The sequence below is a fragment of the Kitasatospora herbaricolor genome, from assembly GCF_030813695.1.
Lineage (GTDB): Bacteria > Actinomycetota > Actinomycetes > Streptomycetales > Streptomycetaceae > Kitasatospora > Kitasatospora herbaricolor.
Genome location: NZ_JAUSVA010000002.1, coordinates 3,207,173 through 3,227,526 on the forward strand (window position 1 = coordinate 3,207,173; position 20,354 = coordinate 3,227,526).

Annotated in this window: 17 protein-coding genes; 4 read left to right on the plus strand and 13 right to left on the minus strand. The window is 73.3% G+C overall.

Annotated features, from left to right (window positions below):
* Positions 1-20: 20 nt before the first annotated feature.
* Positions 21-2,099 (minus strand): APC family permease, encoded by a 2,079-nt coding sequence (locus tag J2S46_RS14435; protein WP_073927866.1) that lies wholly within the window; start codon positions 2,097-2,099, stop codon positions 21-23.
* 236 nt (positions 2,100-2,335) lie between these two features.
* Between J2S46_RS14435 and J2S46_RS14440 the strand changes: the two genes are divergently transcribed.
* Positions 2,336-3,004 (plus strand): potassium channel family protein, encoded by a 669-nt coding sequence (locus J2S46_RS14440; RefSeq protein ID WP_073927867.1) that lies wholly within the window; start codon positions 2,336-2,338, stop codon positions 3,002-3,004.
* Positions 3,004-3,681, plus strand: a complete 678-nt coding sequence (locus tag J2S46_RS14445) for a potassium channel family protein (RefSeq protein ID WP_073927868.1) — start codon at positions 3,004-3,006, stop codon at positions 3,679-3,681. The genes J2S46_RS14440 and J2S46_RS14445 overlap by 1 nt, the downstream gene beginning before the upstream one ends.
* A gap of 113 nt (positions 3,682-3,794) precedes the next feature.
* Here J2S46_RS14445 and J2S46_RS14450 read toward each other — a convergent pair whose 3' ends face one another.
* From J2S46_RS14450 to J2S46_RS14465, 4 genes are all read right to left on the minus strand, one after another.
* Positions 3,795-4,586 carry a DUF3159 domain-containing protein gene (locus J2S46_RS14450; protein WP_191289317.1) on the minus strand — a complete coding sequence of 264 codons (792 nt, stop codon included), beginning with the start codon at positions 4,584-4,586 and terminating at the stop codon, positions 3,795-3,797.
* A complete protein-coding gene (locus tag J2S46_RS14455; protein ID WP_190210074.1) occupies positions 4,583-4,990 on the minus strand; it encodes an OB-fold nucleic acid binding domain-containing protein in 408 nt (135 codons plus the stop codon). The genes J2S46_RS14450 and J2S46_RS14455 overlap by 4 nt, the downstream gene beginning before the upstream one ends.
* 67 nt (positions 4,991-5,057) lie before the next feature.
* Positions 5,058-5,738 carry a response regulator gene (locus J2S46_RS14460; protein WP_073927870.1) on the minus strand — a complete coding sequence of 227 codons (681 nt, stop codon included), beginning with the start codon at positions 5,736-5,738 and terminating at the stop codon, positions 5,058-5,060.
* A 158-nt stretch (positions 5,739-5,896) separates the two neighbouring features.
* Positions 5,897-8,533 (minus strand): DUF4118 domain-containing protein, encoded by a 2,637-nt coding sequence (locus J2S46_RS14465; RefSeq protein ID WP_191289318.1) that lies wholly within the window; start codon positions 8,531-8,533, stop codon positions 5,897-5,899.
* A 948-nt stretch (positions 8,534-9,481) separates the two neighbouring features.
* Between J2S46_RS14465 and J2S46_RS14470 the strand changes: the two genes are divergently transcribed.
* Together J2S46_RS14470 and J2S46_RS14475 are read left to right on the plus strand one after the other, a co-directional pair.
* Positions 9,482-10,702: an ROK family transcriptional regulator gene (locus J2S46_RS14470; protein ID WP_191289319.1), complete on the plus strand. Its 1,221-nt coding sequence runs from the start codon at positions 9,482-9,484 to the stop codon at positions 10,700-10,702.
* 124 nt (positions 10,703-10,826) lie between these two features.
* Positions 10,827-12,161, plus strand: a complete 1,335-nt coding sequence (locus J2S46_RS14475; protein WP_191289320.1) for an LLM class flavin-dependent oxidoreductase — start codon at positions 10,827-10,829, stop codon at positions 12,159-12,161.
* A gap of 110 nt (positions 12,162-12,271) precedes the next feature.
* On the opposite strand, the gene J2S46_RS14480 is transcribed toward J2S46_RS14475, so the two are convergent.
* The 8 genes from J2S46_RS14480 to J2S46_RS14515 form a co-directional block, all read right to left on the minus strand.
* The gene (locus J2S46_RS14480) at positions 12,272-13,162 is read right to left on the minus strand and encodes a TauD/TfdA dioxygenase family protein (RefSeq protein ID WP_191289321.1); all 891 of its coding nucleotides are present in this window, start codon (positions 13,160-13,162) and stop codon (positions 12,272-12,274) included.
* A gap of 73 nt (positions 13,163-13,235) precedes the next feature.
* Positions 13,236-13,595 carry a 4Fe-4S dicluster domain-containing protein gene (locus J2S46_RS14485; protein ID WP_191289322.1) on the minus strand — a complete coding sequence of 120 codons (360 nt, stop codon included), beginning with the start codon at positions 13,593-13,595 and terminating at the stop codon, positions 13,236-13,238.
* Complete coding sequence (locus J2S46_RS14490; RefSeq protein WP_191289323.1) at positions 13,592-15,190, minus strand: FAD-dependent oxidoreductase; 1,599 nt, start codon at positions 15,188-15,190, stop codon at positions 13,592-13,594. Before J2S46_RS14490 ends, J2S46_RS14485 begins: the two co-directional genes overlap by 4 nt.
* 10 nt (positions 15,191-15,200) lie before the next feature.
* On the minus strand, positions 15,201-16,175 hold the full coding sequence (locus tag J2S46_RS14495) for an ABC transporter permease (RefSeq protein WP_229912567.1): 975 nt from the start codon (positions 16,173-16,175) through the stop codon (positions 15,201-15,203).
* On the minus strand, positions 16,172-16,996 hold the full coding sequence (locus J2S46_RS14500) for an ABC transporter ATP-binding protein (RefSeq protein ID WP_191289324.1): 825 nt from the start codon (positions 16,994-16,996) through the stop codon (positions 16,172-16,174). The genes J2S46_RS14495 and J2S46_RS14500 overlap by 4 nt, the downstream gene beginning before the upstream one ends.
* A gap of 6 nt (positions 16,997-17,002) precedes the next feature.
* Positions 17,003-18,064 (minus strand): ABC transporter substrate-binding protein, encoded by a 1,062-nt coding sequence (locus tag J2S46_RS14505; protein WP_191289325.1) that lies wholly within the window; start codon positions 18,062-18,064, stop codon positions 17,003-17,005.
* A gap of 416 nt (positions 18,065-18,480) precedes the next feature.
* Positions 18,481-19,542, minus strand: coding sequence for a hypothetical protein (locus J2S46_RS14510; protein ID WP_191289326.1), 1,062 nt, complete (start codon positions 19,540-19,542; stop codon positions 18,481-18,483).
* 16 nt (positions 19,543-19,558) lie between these two features.
* Positions 19,559-20,281, minus strand: coding sequence for a SigE family RNA polymerase sigma factor (locus J2S46_RS14515; RefSeq protein ID WP_229912568.1), 723 nt, complete (start codon positions 20,279-20,281; stop codon positions 19,559-19,561).
* Positions 20,282-20,354: the final 73 nt, after the last annotated feature.

Genomic DNA, 20,354 nt, shown 5'->3' on the forward strand with positions numbered 1-20,354 from the left:
GCGGGGCGGGGTGTTGCGGGTCACTTGGTGGTGTCCTTGCTGGCGTCAGCGGGGCCGTCGGAGCTGCCCGGGTCGGAGGTACCGGAGACCTTCGACTTTACGGCCTGCGGCCGACGCGGCTCACCGCGTCGCACGGCACCCGGCGCCGACCAGGCCTTCTGCGGCTTGCGCCGCTCGGAGGACTCCAGCTGCCAGGGCACCGAGGTGACCATCACACCGGGCTTGAAGAGCAGCCGGCCCTTGAGGCGCAGCGCGCTCTGGTTGTGCAGCAGGTGCTCGTACCAGTGACCGACCACGTACTCGGGGATGTAGACCGAGACCACGTCGCGCGGGCTGCTGCGGCGCAGGTTCTTGACGTAGTCCAGGACCGGGCCGGTGATCTCGCGGAACGGCGAGTCCAGCACCTTGAGCGGCACCTCGATGCCCCGCTCGTCCCACTCGCGGCGCAGCGCCTCGGTGTCCGCCGGGTCGACGTTGACCGAGACCGCCTCCAGGGTGTGGGCGCGCGCCAGCCGGGCGTAGGCGAGGGCGCGCAGGGCCGGCTTGTGCAGCTTGGAGACCAGCACGATGGCGTGCACCCGGGTGGGCAGCACCACGTCGTCGGGCTCCTCGGCGGCGACCAGCTCCCGGGAGACCCGGTCGTAGTGCCGGCGGATCGCCTTCATCAGCACGAACAGCGCGACCATGGTGGCGATCGCGATCCAGGCGTGGCTGATCTTGGTGGCCAGCACCACGATCAGCACGGCCGAGGTCATCACCAGGCCGAAGGCGTTGATCGCCCGGCTGCGCTGCATGTGGGAGCGCTTGGCCTGGTCGGTCTCGGTGCGCAGCAGGCGGGTCCAGTGCCGGATCATCCCGGACTGGCTCATGTTGAACGAGACGAAGACGCCGACGATGTACAGCTGGATCAGCCTGGTCGGGTCGGCGTCGAAGGCGACGATGAACAGGATCGCGGCCAGCGCCAGCAGGATGATGCCGTTGGAGAAGGCCAGCCGGTCACCGCGGGTGTGCAGCTGGCGCGGCAGGTAGCGGTCCTGGGCGAGGATCGAGCCGAGCACCGGGAACCCGTTGAAGGCGGTGTTGGCGGCCAGCACCAGGATCAGGCCGGTGACGGCCGCGATGAAGTAGAAGCCGGGCGTGAAGTTCGAGAACACGGCCTCGCTGATCTGGGCCAGCGCGGTCTTCTGGTGGTAGTCGGCGGGCGCGCCGACCAGCTGCTCGGCCGGGTTCTCGGCCATCTGCGCGCCGGTCAGGTGGGCCAGGTAGATGATGCCCATGAACATCACCACGGCGAAGCCCGCCATCATCAGCAGGGTGGTCGCGGCGTTCTTGCTCTTCGGCTTGCGGAAGGCCGGCACGCCGTTGCTGATCGCCTCGACACCGGTGAGCGCCGCGCAGCCCGAGGAGAAGGCCTTGAGCAGCAGGAACACCAGGGCGAACCCGGCCAGCGACTCGTTGCCGGGGGTGGCCTCCAGGTGGAAGCCCGAGCTCTCGGCCGGCATGTCGGCGCCGAAGACCAGGTGCCGCACCAGGCCGTAGCCGACCATGCCCATCACGCCGACCATGAAGGCGTACGTCGGGATGGCGAAGGCGGTGCCCGACTCGCGGACGCCGCGCAGGTTCATGCCCATCAGCAGGATCACCAGCGTGACCGACAGGCCCAGCTCGTGGCCGCGCAGCGCGGGGACGGCGGAGACGACGTTCGCCACGCCCGAGGTGGTCGAGACGGCGACGGTGAGGATGTAGTCGACGAGCAGCGCGCTCGCGACCACCAGGCCCGACTTGGGGCCGTGGTTCACCGTGGCGACCTCGTAGTCGCCGCCGCCGCTCGGGTAGGCGTGCACGTTCTGCCGGTACGAGGCGACCACCGCGAGCATCACGATGGCGACGACCACGCCGATCTGCCACGAGAAGTGGATCGCCGAGGCACCTGCCAGGGAGAGGGTGAGCAGGATCTCCTCGGGCGCGTACGCCACCGAGGAGAGCGCGTCCGAGGCGAAAACGGGCAGCGCGATGCGCTTCGGGAGCAGGGTTTCCCCGAGCTTGTCGCTCCGCAGGGCACGCCCGATCAGGATGCGTTTCGGAAGGTCAGTCGGCATAGGCACGGTAAGGAATCGTAGGGGGTACTCGCGGGCGAGTCCGACCTACGTCCCCCCCTTCGTCGGGACTGTGTTCGGGAGACCGGCTAGCGTGTCGCATGAAGGGCCGGCGGGCAACACTCCAGTTGTCACGCGAAAGCCGCCGACAAGAGTCACCCCCACCTCGGGGTGCGGAAGGACGATGAACGGTGTTTGCGCAGGTCAAGACCCCAACGGACCGGGTGAGGTAGCGCTCAGTGCACATCGTCATCATGGGCTGCGGCCGCGTGGGCTCCGCCCTCGCGAGAGCGCTGGAGAAACAGGGCCACTCGGTGGCAGTGGTCGACCAGGACCCGACGGCGTTCCGACGCCTGGGCGCCGGGTTCAACGGCCGGCGGGTGACCGGGGTCGGCTTCGACCAGGACACCCTGCGCGAGGCCGGCATCGAGGAGGCGGGCGCGTTCGCGGCGGTCAGCAGCGGCGACAACTCCAACATCATCGCCGCGAGGGTGGCCCGGGAGAACTTCGGCGTGGAGAACGTCGCGGCCCGGATCTACGACCCGCGGCGCGCCGAGGTCTACCAGCGCCTGGGCATCCCCACCGTGGCCACCGTCCGCTGGACGGCCGACCAGATGCTGCGCCGGCTGCTGCCCAGCGGCGCCGAGACGCTCTGGCAGGACCCGACCGGCAGCGTGCAGATGGCCGAGGTGGCGTACGCGCCGTCCTGGGTCGGGCACCGGCTGAGCGCGCTGGAGGAGGCCTCCGGGGCGCGCGTGGCGTTCGTCACGCGGCTCGGCGAGAGCGTGCTCCCCACGCCGCAGATGGTGGTCCAGGAGGGTGATCTGGTGCACGTGACGCTGCGCCGCGAGGATCTGGCGGCGGTCGAGGCCGCGTTCGCCCAGGGCCCGAACGAGGAGGGTCACTGATGCGGGTCGCAATTGCCGGGGCCGGTGCCGTCGGCCGCTCGATCGCGGGCGAGCTGCTGGAGAACGGCCACGAGGTCCTGCTGATCGACAAGAACCCGAACTCCATCTCGGTGGAGCGGGTGCCGATGGCCGAGTGGCTGCTGGCGGACGCCTGCGAGATCACCTCGCTGGACGAGGCCGCCCTGCAGCGCTGCCACGTGGTGATCGCCGCGACCGGCGACGACAAGGTCAACATGGTCGTCTCGCTGCTGGCGAAGACCGAGTACGGCGTTCCCCGGGTGGTCGCCCGGGTGAACAACCCGAAGAACGAGTGGCTCTTCAACGAGTCCTGGGGCGTGGACGTCGCGGTGTCGACGCCGCGCCTGATGTCGGCCCTGGTCGAGGAGGCCGTCAGCGTCGGTGACCTGGTCCGGCTGATGCGCTTCAGCCAGGGCAACGCCAACCTGGTCGAGCTGACCCTGGCCGCCGACACCGAGCTGGTGGGCACCCGGGTCGGCGACGTGGAGTGGCCGCAGGACACCGCGCTGGTGACCATCATCCGCGAGGGCCGGGTCCTGGTGCCCAGTGGCGACGACACCCTGGAGGGCGGCGACGAGCTGCTCTTCGTCGCCGCCCAGGAGCGCGAGGAGGAGCTGGAGAACCTGCTGCTGACCGGCGGCGGGGCCGGCACCGGCTGACGCACGCGCGACGCGGACGTACGAGGAGGGGCCCACCCGCGCGGGTGGGCCCCTCCTCGTACGTCGTCGTACGTCCTGCCGTCCTGTCGGACCGCCCCGCCGGGGCGTCCGGGCTACTCGTCCTCGACGACGGCCTTGATCGGCGGCGGCGCCTTCAGCAGGATCTGCCAGGTGATGTACATCGCCAGCAGCATCGGGGGGATGCCGAGCGCCACCTTCAGCCAGCCGAGCAGGTTCACGTTGCCGGTGAAGTACAGCGGGAAGAGGATCACCGGCTTGATGCCCATGATCACCACCCAGGCCCAGGTGGCCTTGGTGTACGCGGCGAGCCGGCCCGGGTTCTGGGTCCGCCAGGTGAACATCTCGCCGGTGACCGGGCCGAGCATCACCCCGATCAGGGGCCAGCGGACGAGCGCCGACACCGCCAGGCCCAGGCAGTAGCCGACGCTCCAGAGCAGGCCCGGGAGGTAGAAGTTCTCGGCCTTGCCGGTCTTCATCGAGATCCAGGCGCCGATCGCCACGCCGAAGACGCCGCTGAAGGCGTGCTGGATGGTCTCGCGCTTGAACAGCCGGACCACCACGAAGAGCGCGCTCAGGCCCAGTGCCGCCCAAGCGGCGGTGGAGACCTGGTGGGTGATGTTGTACGTGATGATGAAGACCAGGCCGGGCAGCGTCATGTCGATCATGCCGCGGACGCCGCCGAAGGCCTGCATCACCGTGTCCGCGGCCTCCCGGGAGGCCGCCGCCTCACGGGCCGCCACCTCCTCCGCGCTCTCCGGGGCGGCGGGACCGTCGAGGCCGGGCCCCCCGGCGGAACGCTCGTAGGGGTGACCGCTCGCCTCGGCGGGTTTGGCCAGGTCGAGCTGGGCGGCGGGGTCGCCGCCGGGCAGGTTGCTCACGCTCATTCGCTCCCGTGTCCTACCGGACGCAGCTCGTAGCGGGGGTTGAACAGCACGCGGCGCCCGCGTGCGTGGCTGATCCGGCCACTGGCGACGAGCCGGCGGCCCGGTTCTATGCCCGCGATGGAGCGCCGGCCGAGCCAGACCACGTCGAGGGCCTCGGTGCCGTCGAAGAGTTCCGCCTCCAGCGCGGGCACGCCGGCCCGGGGGCGGAGCGTCACGGTGCGCAGGGTGCCCGCCACGGTGACCAGTGCGCGGTCACTGCAACTGGCGATCGGAGTGCAGCCCGACTCCGCCGCGCTCTCCTGCCGCAGTTCCTCGGCCTGGAGCTCCTCGGTGGAGGAGGTCAACCGGCTGAGCATGCGGCGGAAGCGGCCCTGCGGCTGGTCGCTGCTGATGTCACCACTCATGCCCGAAGGGTACCGGTTCAAGGGGGTCCGACGGCAGGGCCGGAGGTCCGCACGCCCCGGAGCGCGCTCAGGCCTCGAAGCGGTATCCCATGCCCGGCTCGGTGATGAAGTGCCGCGGGTGCGAGGGGTCTGCCTCCAGCTTGCGGCGCAGCTGGGCGAGGTAGACCCGCAGGTAGTTGGTCTCGGTGCGGTAGGCCGGTCCCCACACCTCCTGGAGCAGCTGGGTCTGGCTGACCAGCCGGCCGGCGTTGCGGACGAGCACCTCCAGCAGGTGCCACTCGGTCGGCGTGAGGCGTACGTCGGTGCCGCCCCGGTTGACCTTCTTCGCCGCCAGGTCGACGGTGAACCCGTCGGTGACCACCATCGAGTCGTCCTCGCCGGTGACCGGCTCGGCCCGGCGGACGGCCGCCCGCATCCGGGCGAGCAGTTCGTCCATGCCGAAGGGCTTGGTGACGTAGTCGTCGGCGCCGGCGTCCAGTGCCTCGACCTTCTCGTCGGAGGCGTGCCGGGCGGAGAGCACGATGATCGGGACGCGGGTCCAGCCGCGCAGGCCCTTGATCACCTCGACGCCGTCCATGTCCGGCAGACCCAGGTCGAGCACGACCACGTCGGGGTGCCGGGCGGCCGCGAGTTCCAGCGCGCTCGCGCCGTCGTGGGCCGCGTCGACCTCGTACTTGCGGGCCTTGAGGTTGATCACCAGCGCGCGGACGATCTGAGGTTCGTCGTCCACGACGAGGACCCGGGTCATACGGGCTCCGCCTTTCGGGGTGTCGGAATGGGTGTTCGGGGCCGGCAGGGGTGTGCTGCGGGGCGCCGGTGACTGCGGGGCGCCGGTGCGGGGTGCGGGCCGGCGCGGGCACGGCCACGGTTCCGGCGCCGCCGGCCGTCCGGGGCCGGTACGCGGCGTCACGCCCGGGACTCGTGCGGCGCCCCGTCCGGGTCCCGGGCCGCCCCGGCGACCGCGGGGGCGGCCCGCACCGCGGGGCCCGCACCCGGCCAGGAGGCCGGCTCGGGAGGGCGCTCCACAGCCGGCAGGGTGACCACCATGGTGAGCCCGCCGCCCGGGGTGTCCTCGGCGGCCACGGTGCCGTCCATCGCCTCCACGAAGCCCCGGGCCACGGCGAGGCCGAGCCCGACGCCGGCGCCGCGCGGGGCGTCGCCGTAGCGCTGGAAGGGAGCGAAGATCCGCTCCTTGGCCTCCTCCGGGACGCCCGGGCCGCGGTCGACGATCCGCAGCTCCATCCGGGCCGCGCCGCCCACCGGGTGCAGTGCGTCCGCCCGGACGTACACCCGCACCCCCGCCGGGCTGTACTTGACGGCGTTCTCGATCAGGTTGGCCAGCGAGCGCTCCAGCAGGCCGGCGTCCGCGAAGATCATCGGCAGCGACTCCGGGACGTCCAGCCGCACCGAGTCCGGCGGCACGCCGGCCAGGGCGAAGGGCACGACCTCGTCGAGGTCGGTCTCCTGGATGAGCGGGGTGACGGTGCCGGTCTGCAGCCGGCTCATGTCGAGCAGGTTGTTGATCAGGTGGTCCAGCCGGTCGGCCCCCTCCTCGATGCCGGCCAGCAGCTCCGCCTCGTCCGCCTCGTCCCACTCCACGTCCTCGGACCGCAAGGAGCTGACGGCCGCCTTGATGCCGGCCAGCGGGGTGCGCAGGTCGTGCGAGACGGCCGCCAGCAGGGCCGTGCGGATCCGGTTGCCCTCGGCCTCCCGGCGGGCGGCGGCGGCCTCCCCCGCGAGCCGGCGGCGCTCCAGCAGGACGGCGGCCTGGGCGGCGAACGCGCCGAGCAGCCGGCGGTCCTCGGCGGGCAGCACCCGGCCGGCCAGGACGAGCGCCAGGTGCTCACCGACCGGCACGTCCACGTCGGCCTGCTCCGGCCGGTCCGGCGGGTGCGGGCCGCTCGCGGCGGTGCGGTGCCACGGGCTGTGCTCGTCCGTCCGCTCCAGCAGGGCGGCGGAGTCCTGCTGGAAGGTCTCCCTGACCTGGTCCAGCAGCGCGGTGAGCACGCCCTCGCCGGTGGGCGCGCCGCGCAGCACCGTCCCGGCCAGGGCGCTGAGGGTCTGCGCCTCGGTCTGGCTACGGGCCGCCTGGTGGGTGCGGCGGGCCGCCAGGTCCACCACCGAGGCCACGGCGATGCCCACCGCCGTGAAGATCGCCACCGCCAGGATGTTCTGCGGCTCGCTGATCGAGAAGGTGTGGGTCGGCGGCGTGAACCAGTAGTTCAGCGCCGAGGAGCCGACCAGCGCCGAGGCGATCGCCGGGAACAGCCCGCCGACCAGCGCGGCGCACACCGTGACCGTCAGGAACAGCAGCATGTCGGTGGAGAGCCCGAGCCCGTTCACATGGGTCAGCAGCAGGGCCAGCAGCAGCGGGCCGGCCACCCCGATCAGCCAGCCGGCCACCGCGCGCCGGCGCCCGAGATCGGTGACCCGGCGGATCGGGACGCGCCCGCGCCCCTTCGCGGCGTGCTCGTGGGTCACGATGTGGACGTCGATGTCGCCGCTGTCCCGGGTGACGGTGGCACCCACCCCGGGACCGTAGACGTACTGCCAGGCCTTGCGGCGACTGGAGCCGAGCACCACCTGGGTGGCGTTGACGCCCCGCGCGAAGTCCAGCAGCCCGGCCGCCGGGTCCTCACCGAGCACCGTGTGGAAGGTGCCGCCGAGGCTCTCCAGCAGGGCCCGCTGTTCGATCAGCGCCTGCGGGGACCCGGCGCCGGCCAGTCCGTCCGAGCGGGTGATGTGCACGGCGAGCAGCTCGCCACCGGACCCGCGCGCGGCGATCCGGGCGGCGCGCCGGATCAGCGTCGCGCCCTCCGGCCCGCCGGTCAGGCCGACCACGATCCGCTCCCGGGTCTGCCAGGTGCCCTGTATGCCCTGCTCGGCCCGGTAGGTCTGCAGGTACTCGTCGACCCGGTCGGCCGTCCAGAGCAGGGCCAGCTCCCGCAGCGCGGTGAGGTTGCCGGGCCGGAAGTAGTTGGAGAGCGCGGCGTCGATCTTCTCCGGCGCGTAGACGTTGCCGTGCGCCAGCCGGCGGCGCAACGCCTGCGGCGACATGTCCACCAGCTCGATCTGGTCGGCCCGCCGCACCACGTCGTCCGGGACGGTCTCCCGCTGGCGCACGCCGGTGATGCCCTCGACCACGTCGCCGAGCGACTCCAGGTGCTGGATGTTGACCGTCGAGACGACGTCCACCCCGGCCGCCAGCAACTCCTCCACGTCCTGCCAGCGCTTGGCGTTGCGGCTGCCGGGGACGTTGCTGTGCGCGAGCTCGTCGACCAGCGCGACCTGCGGACGGCGGGCCAGCACGGCGTCCAGGTCCATCTCGGTGAAGACGGCGCCCCGGTGCACCAGCTCCCGGCGCGGGACGAACTCCAGGCCCTCGGCCCGGGCCAGCGTGTGCTCCCGGCCGTGGTGCTCCACGAAGCCGGCCACCACGTCGGTGCCGCGCCCGGCCCGGCGGTGCGCCTCGGCGAGCATGGCGTAGGTCTTCCCCACCCCGGGGGCGGCCCCGAGGTAGATCCGCAGCCTGCCGCGTCCCATGTGCACCATTCTTGATCCGGTCCCGTCGGGGAGCCAGCCCCGGACATCTGTTCGGCCCCTTCGAGACTACGGCGCGCCGGCCGCTCCGCCGCTGATCGGGGCGCCGGACGGCCAGTCTTAGCGCGATTTTGACGGCCGGGCCGCCCGAGGGGGCCGGCGGCCCGGCCCCGGCGGCGACCGCCCGGCGGCCTGCCCCGCCGCCTGCGTCCGCACCGGCCTGCCGCCCGTAGGCCGGCCGGCGGCCACACCGGTGGCCGCCCGCCACCCACCGATCGGAGCACGTCGGACACCTGCACGCCGGTAATGACGAACCGTCACCCCCCTCGGCCCCGCTGGGCGACAGGCGGTTCCGACGTCACCGAGCGGGCTGCGCGCCGGGCTGCCGCGAGAGATCGACCAGCTCGTCCTGGACCTGCCGCCGAAGGAACCCGCGAGCCGCCAACGAACCGTCGGCCAGGCCTCGGCCCGGCTGTGCGCGGCATCCTCCGGTACGCGCAGCGCCCGACCCTCGTCCACAGCCCGACCCTGCGCCACGGCGCACCCGGGTCCGGTCCGTCCGATCGCACCGTGGCACTCGACCCGGGGGAGGCCGAGGACCGCGGATCATGGAGAAGGCCATGACCGACAGTGCCGCGCCGCCCGCCGGGGCGAACCGCGACGCCGGAGCCGAGCGGCAGGCCGCCCAGACGCTCTTCCAGGAAACCCGCGCCGAGGCCGCCCAGGCGACGCAGGACGTCGAGACCGACCTCGCGACGCGCCGGGCCGAGGCCGGCCGGGACCTCGCCGGGAGCGAGCGGGTGAGCCCCGCATCCTTCCAGGCGGCCGCGGCCGGGCGTGAGGAGGCGGGCGGCTCTTCGAAGGAACCCGTACCAGGGCCGCCGGACCCGCCGCGGGCCGCTTCACGCCCTCGCCACGCCCGTGCAACACGCCGCTGGGAGCATCGACCGCATGCTCTCCCTGGTCGCACCGCCCACGCACGGCAGGACCCCGCTGCCCACCGAGGGCGGCGGGGCCGGGGCCGTGCTGCGCGCGGTACTGGCCGGCGGCCCGCTGACCCGCAGCGCGGTCGGCCGGGCCACCGGCCTCAGCCCGGCCGCCGTCTCCCGGCACACCGCCGACCTCACCGGGCTCGGGCTGCTGCGCGAACTCCCCCCGCCGGACGGGCCGCCCAGGGCGGGCCGCCCGCAGCTGCCGCTGGACATCGACACCCGTCACCACCTCACCTGCGGCGTGCACATCGGCGTGCCCTGGCTCACCTTCGCCCTGCTGGACCTGCGCGGACGGGTGGTCGCCCACGAGCGACTGCCCCGGCGCGGGGACGCCGCCGCCGTCCTCGGCACCATCCGGGCCTACCTGCCGGGCTTCCTGGCCCGCCGGGCCGCCGGCCACTCCCTGCTCGGCCTCGGCGTGGTCACCGGCGGCTGGGTGGACTCCGAGAGCGGCAGCGTCGTCGCCCACGGCCCGCTCGGCTGGCACGACGTCCCCGTCCGCGACATCCTGGCCGACGCCACCCGGCTGCCGGTGCACGTCGACAGCCACGCCCGGGCACTGGCCCAGGCGGAGCTGCTGTTCGGCGCCGGCAGCACGGCCACCGAACTGGTCCAGCTCTTCGTCGGCAACGTCGTCGACGCGGCCATCGCCACCGGCGGCAGCGTGCTGCGCGGGCGCCGCTCCCGCGCCGGCGACATCGGCCACCTCGCCGTACCCGGCTCCACCGAGCCCTGCTCCTGCGGGCGCACCGGCTGCCTCCAGGCCACCGTCGCGGACCGGACCCTCGCCCGCCGGGCCCACGCCCTCGGCCTGATCCCCGGCCCCGACTTCGACCTGCTGCTGGAACTGACCGGCACCGGGAACCCCGCCGCGATCCGGCTCTTCGAGGAGCGGCTGCGGCTCGTCGCGCCCGCCGCCGGCCTGCTGCTGGACGTCCTCAACCCCGAGGTCCTGGTGGTCAGTGAAGCCGGCCTGTCGGTCGCCCCCTGCCTGCGCCCGTACCTGGCCGAGCAGATCCGGCTGCACTCCAACGCCGCACCCGAACAGTTCGTCACCGCGACCGCGTTCGGTGTCGAGGTGCTGGCGGTGGCGGCCTGCGCCGGGGTGCTCGACAGCGTCTACCAGCGGCCGATGGAACTGCGGACGGCCGGGCGCGCGACCGCCCGGACGATGCGTTGAGCCCTCGTCAACGGCGCATTAATTCCACGGCCAGGTGAATCGTTGAACGGCCGCGGAACGGGCCGGAGAATCGGGTCAATCCCCCTTTCTCCCGCCCGACTTCCGAGCCACGGAGTGATCCGCCATGCCCGAGAACGCCGCCGAGCGCCAACTCCACTTCAACCTCTTCCTGATGGGCGTCGGCCACCACGAGGCCGCCTGGCGCCACCCCCGCACCGACCCGTCCGCCGCCGGGGACGTCGCGCACTTCCAGCGGCTCGCCCGAGCCGCCGAGGCGGCCTCCTTCGACTCGGTGTTCCTCGCCGACGGCGTCGAGGCCCGATCCGACGGCGGCTGGGGCCTGATCAGCCACTTCGAACCGTTCACCCTGCTCACCGCGCTGGCCGCGGTGACCACCCGGATCGGCCTGATCGGCACCGTCTCCACCGGCTTCTCCGAGCCCTACAACCTGGCCCGCCAGTTCGCCTCGCTGGACCACATCAGCCACGGGCGGGCCGGCTGGAACATCGTCACCTCGGCCGGCGACCGCGCCGCCCAGAACTTCGGCCGCAGCGCCAACCAGGACCACGCCGTACGGTACGAGCGGGCCGCCGAGTTCCTGGACGTGGTCACCGCGCTGTGGGACAGCTGGGAGGACGACGCGCTGCTGCTGGACCGCGCGAGCGGGGCGTTCGCCGCCCCCGGCCGGGTGCACGACATCGACCACGTCGGCAAGCACTTCCAGGTGCGCGGGCCGCTGAACATCCCGCGCAGCCCGCAGGGGCACCCGCTGCTCGTGCAGGCCGGCTCCTCCGACAACGGCAGGGCCTTCGCCGCCCGCTGGGCGGAGGCGGTGTTCACCGCGCAGCAGACCCTGGCGGAGGGGCAGGCCTTCTACGGCGATCTCAAGCGGCAGGCCGCCGAGGCCGGCCGCGACCCGGCACAGGTGAAGATCCTGCCCGGCGTCGTCCCCGTGCTCGGCTCCACCGAGGCCGAGGCCCGCGCCCTCGACGAGGAGCTGGACGCCCTGATCAGCCCGGCCCGGGCGGTCGGCGTGCTCTCCACCGTCCTCGGCGTCGACCTCACCGACCACCCGCTGGACGAGCCGCTGCCACCGCTGCCGCCGGTCACCGCGATCAACGGCGCCAAGAGCCGCTTCGAGCTGATCCGCGACCTCGCCGAGCGCGACCGGCTGACCCTGCGCCAACTCGTCGGGCGGCTCGGCGGCGGCCGCGGCCACCAGGTCGTGGTCGGCACCCCCGAGCAGCTCGCCGACCACATCGGGACCTGGTTCACCCAGGGCGCGGCCGACGGCTTCAACATCATGCCGCCCGTCCTGCCCGGCGGCCTCGACGACTTCGTCGAGCAGGTGGTGCCGATCCTGCGGGCACGCGGCCTGTTCCGCGAGGGCTACACCGGCAGCACCCTGCGCGAGCACTACGGCCTGCCGCGCCCGGCCGGGCGGTACGCCACGGCATGACGGCCCGGCGCCGGGCCCGGCTCGGCCTCACGGGGAAGGCCCGGACCAGGTGGTCCGGGCCTTCCCCGTGGACCGGCCGCGCGGACCCCCTCCGCGCGGCCGGGCGGTGCTCAGGCGGTGTAGTGCGAGGCGTCGTCACCCTCCAGCACCTGGCTGGACTCCCCCGTGACGCCCACCGGGACGTCACCGGCCACGGTGACCCGGTGCAGGCGACGCGGCAGGTCGTCGTAGTCGTCCGGCGCGTAGTGCTGGGTGGCGCGGTTGTCGAAGAGCACCACGTCCCCGAGCTCCCAGCGCCAGCGGACCACGTTCTCGGGCCGCGTGACGTACGCCTGCAGGCTGCGCAGCAGATCGTGCGACTCGGCGCTCGGCAGGCCGACGACCGACTGCGCGAAGCCCCCGATGAACAGCCCGCGCTCACCGCTCTCCGGGTGCACCCGCACCACCGGGTGGGCGGTGCGGTACGTGCGGGCGGTGAAGACCCGGCGGCGCTCCTGGTCCGCCGCGTCCAGCTCCTTGCCCTGCGCGTAGTCGTAGTCGTTGGTGTGCACGGCCCAGAGCCGGTCGGCGAACTCGCGCAGCTGCTCCGGCAGGTCCTGGTACGCGGTCTGGGTGTTGGCGATCAGCGTGTTGCCGCCGTACGGCGGGACGATCAGGCTGCGCAGGGTGCTGGCCTTCGGCGGCGTGCGGACGAAGGTGACGTCGGTGTGCCAGCGGTTGGCCCGGCCGCCGTCCTCGCTGTCCACCGCCAGCACGTTCGGCTGCCCGTCGAGCGCGGGGACGGTCGGGTGCGCCGTGGTGAGGGTGCCGAAGTTGGCGGCGAAGCGGGTCTGGCCGTCGTCGTCCAGCTGCTGGCCGCGGAAGAAGAGCGCCTTGTGCTCCACCAGGGCGGCGTTGAGCTGCTCGACGGTGTCCGGGTCGAGTTCGGCGGCGGTGTCGACGCCGAGGATCTCGGCGCCGATCCGGCCGCCGACCTTGCGGATCTCGAAGGTGCTGGTCATCGGTTTTCCCTTCGGACGGTGGTTGCGGTGCGGACGTTCAGGAGGTGCGTCAGGAGGTGGTCCGGGCGGTGCGTCAGGAGGTGATGGGAGTGGCCGAGGCGGCCGGCCCGAAGGCCGGGCCGATCGCGCGCAGCGCGCCCGGGGTCCGGCCCCGGCCCCAGCCGATCTGCGCGCGGTAACTGCCGAGCAGCCCGGCGTCGGCCAGCCGCCGCTCGTCGTGGACGGCCGGGTCCTGCGGCTGCGGGTGGGTGTACGGGGAGACGAACAGCGCGTCCACCGGGCAGTTGGCCTCGCACTGGAAGCAGGTCTGGCAGTCGTCCTGCCGGGCGATCGACGGGATGCCGTCCGCGCCCCGCTCGAAGACGTCGGTCGGACAGACCCTGATGCACCGGTCGCAGGCGATGCAGCGCTCCGGGGAGACGAGTTCGATCACGCGGCGGCCTCCGTGGCTCGGGCGAGCGGGCGGGTCCAGACCTCGTCCAGCCCGCCGGTGGCGATCCGGTGGTGCTGCGCCGGATCCTGGTCGGGGTGGTCGAGCCGGCGGGCCATCCCCCGGGATTCGGTACGGGCCAGCGCGGAGCGGTACATCCAGCGGGCGTTCGCGGCGAGCGCCGCCGCCTGCCGGGCCCGGACCGCGTCCGCACCGGTGGCCCGCAGCCCGGCCCGCAGCCTCGCCCAGGTGTCGTCCAGCACGGTGAGCGCCCCGGTGAGGCCGTCCCCGTGCCGCAGGTAGTTCTTGTCGTACGGGAGCACCTCGCGCTGGACCGCCGCGACGATGTCCCGGGCGTCCCCGACCGGCGTGCCGCCGGGCACGCCGGTCGGACGCAGCCCGGCCCGGCCGGCCGGGGCGAGCGTGCGGCGGTGGGCGCCGGGCCCGAGCGCGCGGGCGTACCCGGCGGCGCCCCGCCCGGCCCAGGTGCCCGAGGACATCGCCCAGGCCGCGTTGTGGCTGCCACCGCCGGTGAACCCCCCGCAGATCTCCTCCCGGGTGGCGGCGTCGCCGGCCGCGAACAGGCCGGGGACGGTGGTGCGGCAGTCGTCGCCGGCGATCCGGATGCCACCGGTGCCGCGCACCGTCCCCTCGGCGAGCAGGGTGACGGCGAAGCGGTCGGTGAACGGGTCGATGCCGAGCCGGTCGAAGGTCAGGAAGAAGTTCGGCTGGGCCAGGCGCATCGCGCGGCGGGCCGCCTCGTCGGCGCGGTCCAGCCGGCAGTACACCTTCTCCCCGGCCAGCAGCGTACGGGCGATCACCGAGCGGCCGCCCTGACTGGCGGCACCCTCCAGCGCGGCGCCGTCCCCGGTGGTGAACGTGGCGTACGCGTAGAAGGCGGTCTTGGTGACCGAGGTGTGCTCCGGCGCGATGCCGTAGGCGTTGGAGAACTCCATCCCGGAGAGCTCGGCGCCCACCTCCGCCGCGTACAGGGCGCCGTCCCCGGTGTTGGTGTCGGTGCCGAGCGCCTTGCTGAGGAACGCGCAGCCCCCGGTGGCGAGCACCACGGCGCCCGCCCGCACCAGGAAGGGGTGCCCGGCCTGCCGGCGGTGGCCCGCCGCGCCGGCGACCGACCCGTCGGCGGCGGTGAGCAGTTCGGTCACGGGGCTGTGGTCGAGGATGCGGACACCCGCGCGCCGCACCCGGATCCGCATCCGGCGCATGTACTCGGGGCCCTGCAGGCCGTTCCGCAGCTGGCGGCCGTCCGGACCGGCCGGGAAGGGATAACTCCTCGTCCGGGCCAACTCGTTCATGTTGGCGTAGGTCTGGTCGAGGACCCTGGCCATCCAGCGCCGGTCGGCCAGGTGGCCGCCCAGCGCCTCCCGGCTCGCCATCGCCGCCTCGCGCAGCGCCGGCTCCGGTTCCACGTACCAGACGCCGGTGCCGCCGGCCGCCGTCGAGCCGCTGGTCCCGCAGTACCCCTTGTCGGCCAGGACGACGTCCGCGCCCGCGCGGGCCGCGTCCAGTGCCGCCCAGGTGGCCGCCGGACCGCCCCCGACCACCAGGACGTCGGCCGCGAAATCCCGTTGCGTACTCACGCCACACCTCTCAACCGACCAGCGGGGCGCGCCAGGCGGTGAACCGGCGCTCCAGCGCGACCAACAGCTGGTTGAAGACCAGCCCGATGACGGAGATCGTCACGATGCCCGCGTACATCTGCGGGATCGCGAAGTTGTACTGCGACGCGTTGATCAGATAGCCGAGCCCGGCCTTCGCCCCCACCATCTCGGCGGCCACCAGCACCAGGATCGACACCGCCCCGGCGAGCCGGACACCGGTGAAGATCACCGGTACCGAGGCGGGCAGGATCACCTTCTGGAACAACCGGGGCGCGGAGAGATCCAGCGAGCGGGCCAGCCGGATCAGCGTCGGATCCACGCTGCGCACCGCGCTGATGGTGTTGAGCAGGACCGGCCAGAGGCAGGCGTACAGCACGATCGAGATCTTGGAGGTCTCGCCGATGCCGAGGATCAGCACGAACACCGGGAGCAGGGCGAGGGCCGCCGTGTTGCGGAAAAGCTCCAGCAGCGGGCTGAGCAGGTTGGCGACCGGCCGGTACCAGCCGATCAGCAGGCCGAGCGGCACCCCGATCACCACCGCCAGACCGAAGCCGCTGAGCGAACGGGTCAGACTGGCGGCCGTGTTGTCGGCCAACTGGCCGTTCTGCAGCAGCCCGTACCAGGCGTCCAGGACCTCGCTGAACGGCGGCAGGAAGGTCGGGTCCACCAGTTCGAAGCGCGGGGCCAGCTCCCAGAGCAGCAGCAGGGCGAGGATCGCCACGGACTTCACGGCCCCGCGCAGCAGCAGCCCGGAGAGCCGCCGCAGCAGGCCCGGCCCGCGGGCCGGATCGGGCGCTCGCTTCGCACCGGGAGCCCGGTCCACCGGCCCGGCGGGCGCAACCGGGAGCAGCGCCGGATCGGCTTCGGTGCCGGGGGCTCGGGCCGGCTCCGCCACGGGCCGGGGTTCGGCGGTGGCCGTCCGCACGGCCACCGCCGGGCGCGGGGGGTTCAGGTCGGTGCTCATACGTGGCTGACCTCTCTCTCCAACTGCTGCGCACGGCTGACCTCGTCGTGCAGCAGACTCCAGATCTGGTGGCGGTAGCGGGCGAACTCCGGGCTGGAGCGCAGGTCCTGGCCGGCCGCACGCTCGCCCAGATCGATCGGGACGACCTCCTTCACCCGGCCCGGGCGCGAGGTGAGCACCGCGACCCGGCCGCCCAGGTAGACCGCCTCCTCGATGCCGTGGGTGATGAACACGACCGTCTTGCCGGTCCGTTGCCAGATCCGCAGCAGTTCGTCCTGGAGCGACTCGCGGGTCTGCGCGTCGAGCGCCGCGAACGGCTCGTCCATCAGCAGGACGGCCGGGTCGTAGGCGAGGCTGCGGGCGATCGCGACCCGCTGCTTCATCCCGCCGGACAGCTCGTGCGGGTGGCGGTCCTCGAAGCCGGTGAGACCGACCAGGTCGAGGTACTCCTTCGCTCTGGAGGCCCGTTGACGCCTCGGCACGCCGGTGGCCTCCAGGCCGAACTCCACGTTGCCCTGGGCCGTCCGCCACGGCAGCAGCGCGTACTGCTGGAAGACGATGCTGCGGTCCACCCCCGGGCCGGTGACCGGCCGGCCGTCCAGCAGGATCTCGCCGGAGGTCGGTGCCGTCAGACCCCCGAGGAGATCCAGCAGGGTGGACTTGCCGCAGCCGCTGGGGCCGACCACCGCCAGGAACTCGCCCTTGGCGACGTCGAGTTCGATCGAGTCGAGGGCGGTGAACCCGGCGGGCCTGCGGTCCCCCGCGCGTCCCCGCACCGGGAAGGTCTTGGTGACCTGGCGAAAGCTGATGTGATCGGGCATCCGGGCTCAACTCCTGGCGGCGGTGGGCGAGGCGGCCGAGTCGCCCGAGTAACCGTTGAACTGGTTGGTGTACAGGTCGGCCGCCTTGACCTGCCCGGCCTTGATGTCACCGTGGGCGGTCAGCCAGTCGATCCAGAGCTGGAAGGTCCGGTCCGTGATCCGCCCGCCGGGTTCGGCGACGCCGAAGGACTTCCAGTACTGCAGCGCCGCGACGTCCTCGTTCCGGCCGCGCCGCTTGATGATGTCCGTGCTGCGGGCGATCACCTCCTCACGGGGCGTCGTCCTGGCCCATTCGATCGCCTTCGCGACCCCCGTCACGAAGGCCTTCGACGTGTTCGGGTTCTGCTTCAGGAACCTGTCGGTCAGCACGTACGTGCCGGCGCTGAAGGCGCCCAGCAGGTCGAAGTCGCTGAACAGCGGCCTGATCCCGCCCGCCGCCAGCGCCTTGTCCCGCAGGACGCCGCCCAGCGAGGCCACCTCGATCTGCTTCTGCCGCAGCGACTGCTCGGTGTTGACCGGCGGCACGACGATCCGCTCGACCCGGCCCAACTCCGGTGCGGCGAAGCCGTTGCGCTGGAGGTAGGTGTCGAGTACCGCCTCGACGTGGGCGCCGAGCGTGTTCATCCCGACCTTCTTGCCGACCAGGTCGCGGGCGGAGCGGATCGGGCTGTCCTCCAGCACGTAGTAGCCGTTGTAGGAGGCGGCGTCGACGCCGTAGTAGCTGATCGCCGCCTTCACCGGCGCCCCGGCCGCGATCAGCTTGACGACGGCGCCGTTGAACGCCCCGCCGAAGTCCGTCTGGCCGGTCGCCGCCGACTGGATGTCCTGCGGACCGCTGATCGTGTTGCCCACCCACTCCAGCTTGACGTCGCCGAAGTAGCCCAGGTCCTCGGCCAGTTCGGGCAGGGTCACCTGGCCCACCCAGCCCTGGTAGCGCAGCTTCTTCGTCTCGGCACCGCCCGCGGCCGTCGCCCGGCCGCAGGCGGCCGCCGCCGCCGCGACCGCGGCCAGCGTGAGGAACTGGCGTCGGGAGGTGGGCCGGGGAGCGGGCCATGAGGTCACGGGCATGGGAGGTCCTTTGCGGGGTCGGCAGGGTACGCCGACGGGGACGGGCAGCGGGCTGCCCGTCACGCGGCGAGGCCGGGGTGAACGGCCGGAAGGTGGACGGGAGCACCCGGCGGACGGGCCGGGGCGGGGCCGAGAGGACGGCACGGCCGGGTGCGGCGACAGCCGGAAGGCCGGCCGCGCCGGTGGGACGGCTGTGCGGGTTCAGGCCGGCAGGTGAGAGATGCGCGTCAGCGCGAAGGAGCGCCGGTCAGTGGCAGACAGCACAGATGGCGCTCGCGTGACGTCGCAGATCGACGTGCAGGCGGCCCACAAGGCGCTCGGATTGGCTCACGTCCGACAGCCTGGCAGCTGCCCGGAGTGGGGTCAACGAATGTTCAGCCGCCGGAAGAAACCCGCCCCGGCCGCTCCGGACGGTGCTACGCGCCTTGGCAGTGGCCCGGGCCGGCAGCGGTCGCCTTGGCGGTGACGGCGGCCGGCTCGGGAGAGGCCGGGCCCGAGGAAGCACCCGTATACCCGTCCGGGGTCGCCCCTGCGGACGGGCCGGAGGGCGCGCCGTCTCCGGCGGCGGCCGCCGCCAGCCGGGCCCGGAGCGAGTCGGCGGCGGTGTGGAACTCCGGCCGCACCAGACCCTCCTGCTGCGGCTTCTGCCCGCCCGGCAGCGCCGTCGTCGCATCGGCGAGCCGGTGCACGGCCAGCGCCACCAGCCTGGTGCCGGCCTGCTGGACGGTGATCTCCTCGACCTCGACCGGCCCCCGGTCATGCCGCCACGTCTGGAGGGCGATGACGTCCGTCGAACAGGACAGGGCGGTCACACCGGCAGGACCGCACTCCATGGCGGCGCGCAACCGTTCGGCCGCCCTGCCGGCCTCCTCCACCGTGGGGAACGCCAGGACGTACTCGGCGGCGACGGCCCCGTAGCCGCCGAAGTCCGAGTAGGAGCGCCCCCAAAGGCTGGTGGCTCCGACCGAACCCGCCACCTGCCCCAGGCAGGTGGCCGACCGGCCGGCGTCGTCCGCCTGGCTCGAAGGACCTCCGGACGGCGTACCCGCGGCCGTGGCAGTCTGGCTCTCCCCGGCGGCGGGGCCGTCCACCTCGCCCTCGTTCTTCAGCAGCCAGGGACCGTAGGCACCCTCGGCGACCGGCAGGTCCTCGGTGGGGAGGAGCAGATCGAGGTCGGCACGGCTCTCCTGGCCGGGCAGCGACATCTCGGCAACGATCCGCCGGTCGGCCGGCGAGGCGCCGGCGCTCCCTTCGAGCGGCACCGGGACGAGCCCCCGGACACCCCACAGCGCGAGCGCGGCGACCGCGCATCCCGCTCCCAGCACCGCCCGGCGACGATGACGGCGGCGAGCGGCCGCCCTACGGATCCGCTGGGCCGGGACCGGCGGCTGCACCGTCGTCGTCACATCGCTGCGCAGGGTCTCGAAGAGTTGCTCGATCCGGGCCGTGCCGATCCCGGACGGTTCGGACCGGCCCATCCTTCTCAGCGTTCTGTCACGCATGGGTGGTCAGTCCCGCCGCTTCGGCTGCCCACTCCGCCTCCGGAAGGGTGCCCGCCTGGTCCAGGGCCGCCGACGTGCGGCCGGCGGCCGGCGAGACCTGCTCCTCCCCGCCGACGGCCTGGGGCGGTACTCGTCCCGGTTCAGGCGCCGCTCGCCGCGGCCCCTCCTGGCTCCCCGCGTCCTCCGCCGCCTGACGGAAGGTGTCGCGCACGGGATGCCCCGCCTCGGCCGGTTCCTCGCCCAGCAGCAGGGCGAGGGCCTGCCGTCCCCGGTGCAGACGCGCCTTCACCGTGCCCACCGGAACGCCGGCGTCGGCGGCGATCTCCGCCACCGACCTACCGCCCATGTGATGCAGGACGAGTGCCGAACGCTGGGCCTCCGGCAACTGCCGAAGCGCCTCCACCAGGGCCACCGTGTCCGGCCCGGGGCCCGCGATCGGCCCGACCGGCCCGTGCCGGACCCAGCTCCGTACCGCCGTCCGCGCCCGCCGCCAACGGCTGATCGCCACCCGCTGCCCGGTCAGCCGCACCCAGGCCACGGGGTTGTCATGGGTACTGACCTGGTGCCAGCGGTCCCAGGCCCGGATGAAGGCCTCCTGCGCCGCGTCCTGCGCCTCGCCCAGATCACCGGTCAGGGCATAGAGGTGCGCGACCAGCTGACCGTACGAAGCCTCGTAGAAAGAATTGAAATCCTCGGCATCGCCGGATCCGCCCACGTCCCCCACCTTCCTGCCCACCCCCACGAAGCGGCCCGTACGAACTGGACTGGACCAACCGGTGATCCGTCCA

Coding starts and splice junctions, on each gene's coding strand:
- J2S46_RS14455 (WP_190210074.1), bottom strand. CDS start 4,990: ATGAGTGGTGACATCAGCAGCGACCAGCCGCAGGGCCGCTTCCGCCGC.
- J2S46_RS14500 (WP_191289324.1), bottom strand. CDS start 16,996: ATGCCCGATCACATCAGCTTTCGCCAGGTCACCAAGACCTTCCCGGTG.
- J2S46_RS14470 (WP_191289319.1), top strand. CDS start 9,482: ATGCTCTCCCTGGTCGCACCGCCCACGCACGGCAGGACCCCGCTGCCC.
- J2S46_RS14510 (WP_191289326.1), bottom strand. CDS start 19,542: ATGGGCCGGTCCGAACCGTCCGGGATCGGCACGGCCCGGATCGAGCAA.
- J2S46_RS14465 (WP_191289318.1), bottom strand. CDS start 8,533: ATGGGACGCGGCAGGCTGCGGATCTACCTCGGGGCCGCCCCCGGGGTG.
- J2S46_RS14435 (WP_073927866.1), bottom strand. CDS start 2,099: ATGCCGACTGACCTTCCGAAACGCATCCTGATCGGGCGTGCCCTGCGG.
- J2S46_RS14495 (WP_229912567.1), bottom strand. CDS start 16,175: ATGAGCACCGACCTGAACCCCCCGCGCCCGGCGGTGGCCGTGCGGACG.
- J2S46_RS14475 (WP_191289320.1), top strand. CDS start 10,827: ATGCCCGAGAACGCCGCCGAGCGCCAACTCCACTTCAACCTCTTCCTG.
- J2S46_RS14445 (WP_073927868.1), top strand. CDS start 3,004: ATGCGGGTCGCAATTGCCGGGGCCGGTGCCGTCGGCCGCTCGATCGCG.
- J2S46_RS14460 (WP_073927870.1), bottom strand. CDS start 5,738: ATGACCCGGGTCCTCGTCGTGGACGACGAACCTCAGATCGTCCGCGCG.
- J2S46_RS14505 (WP_191289325.1), bottom strand. CDS start 18,064: ATGCCCGTGACCTCATGGCCCGCTCCCCGGCCCACCTCCCGACGCCAG.
- J2S46_RS14480 (WP_191289321.1), bottom strand. CDS start 13,162: ATGACCAGCACCTTCGAGATCCGCAAGGTCGGCGGCCGGATCGGCGCC.
- J2S46_RS14450 (WP_191289317.1), bottom strand. CDS start 4,586: ATGAGCGTGAGCAACCTGCCCGGCGGCGACCCCGCCGCCCAGCTCGAC.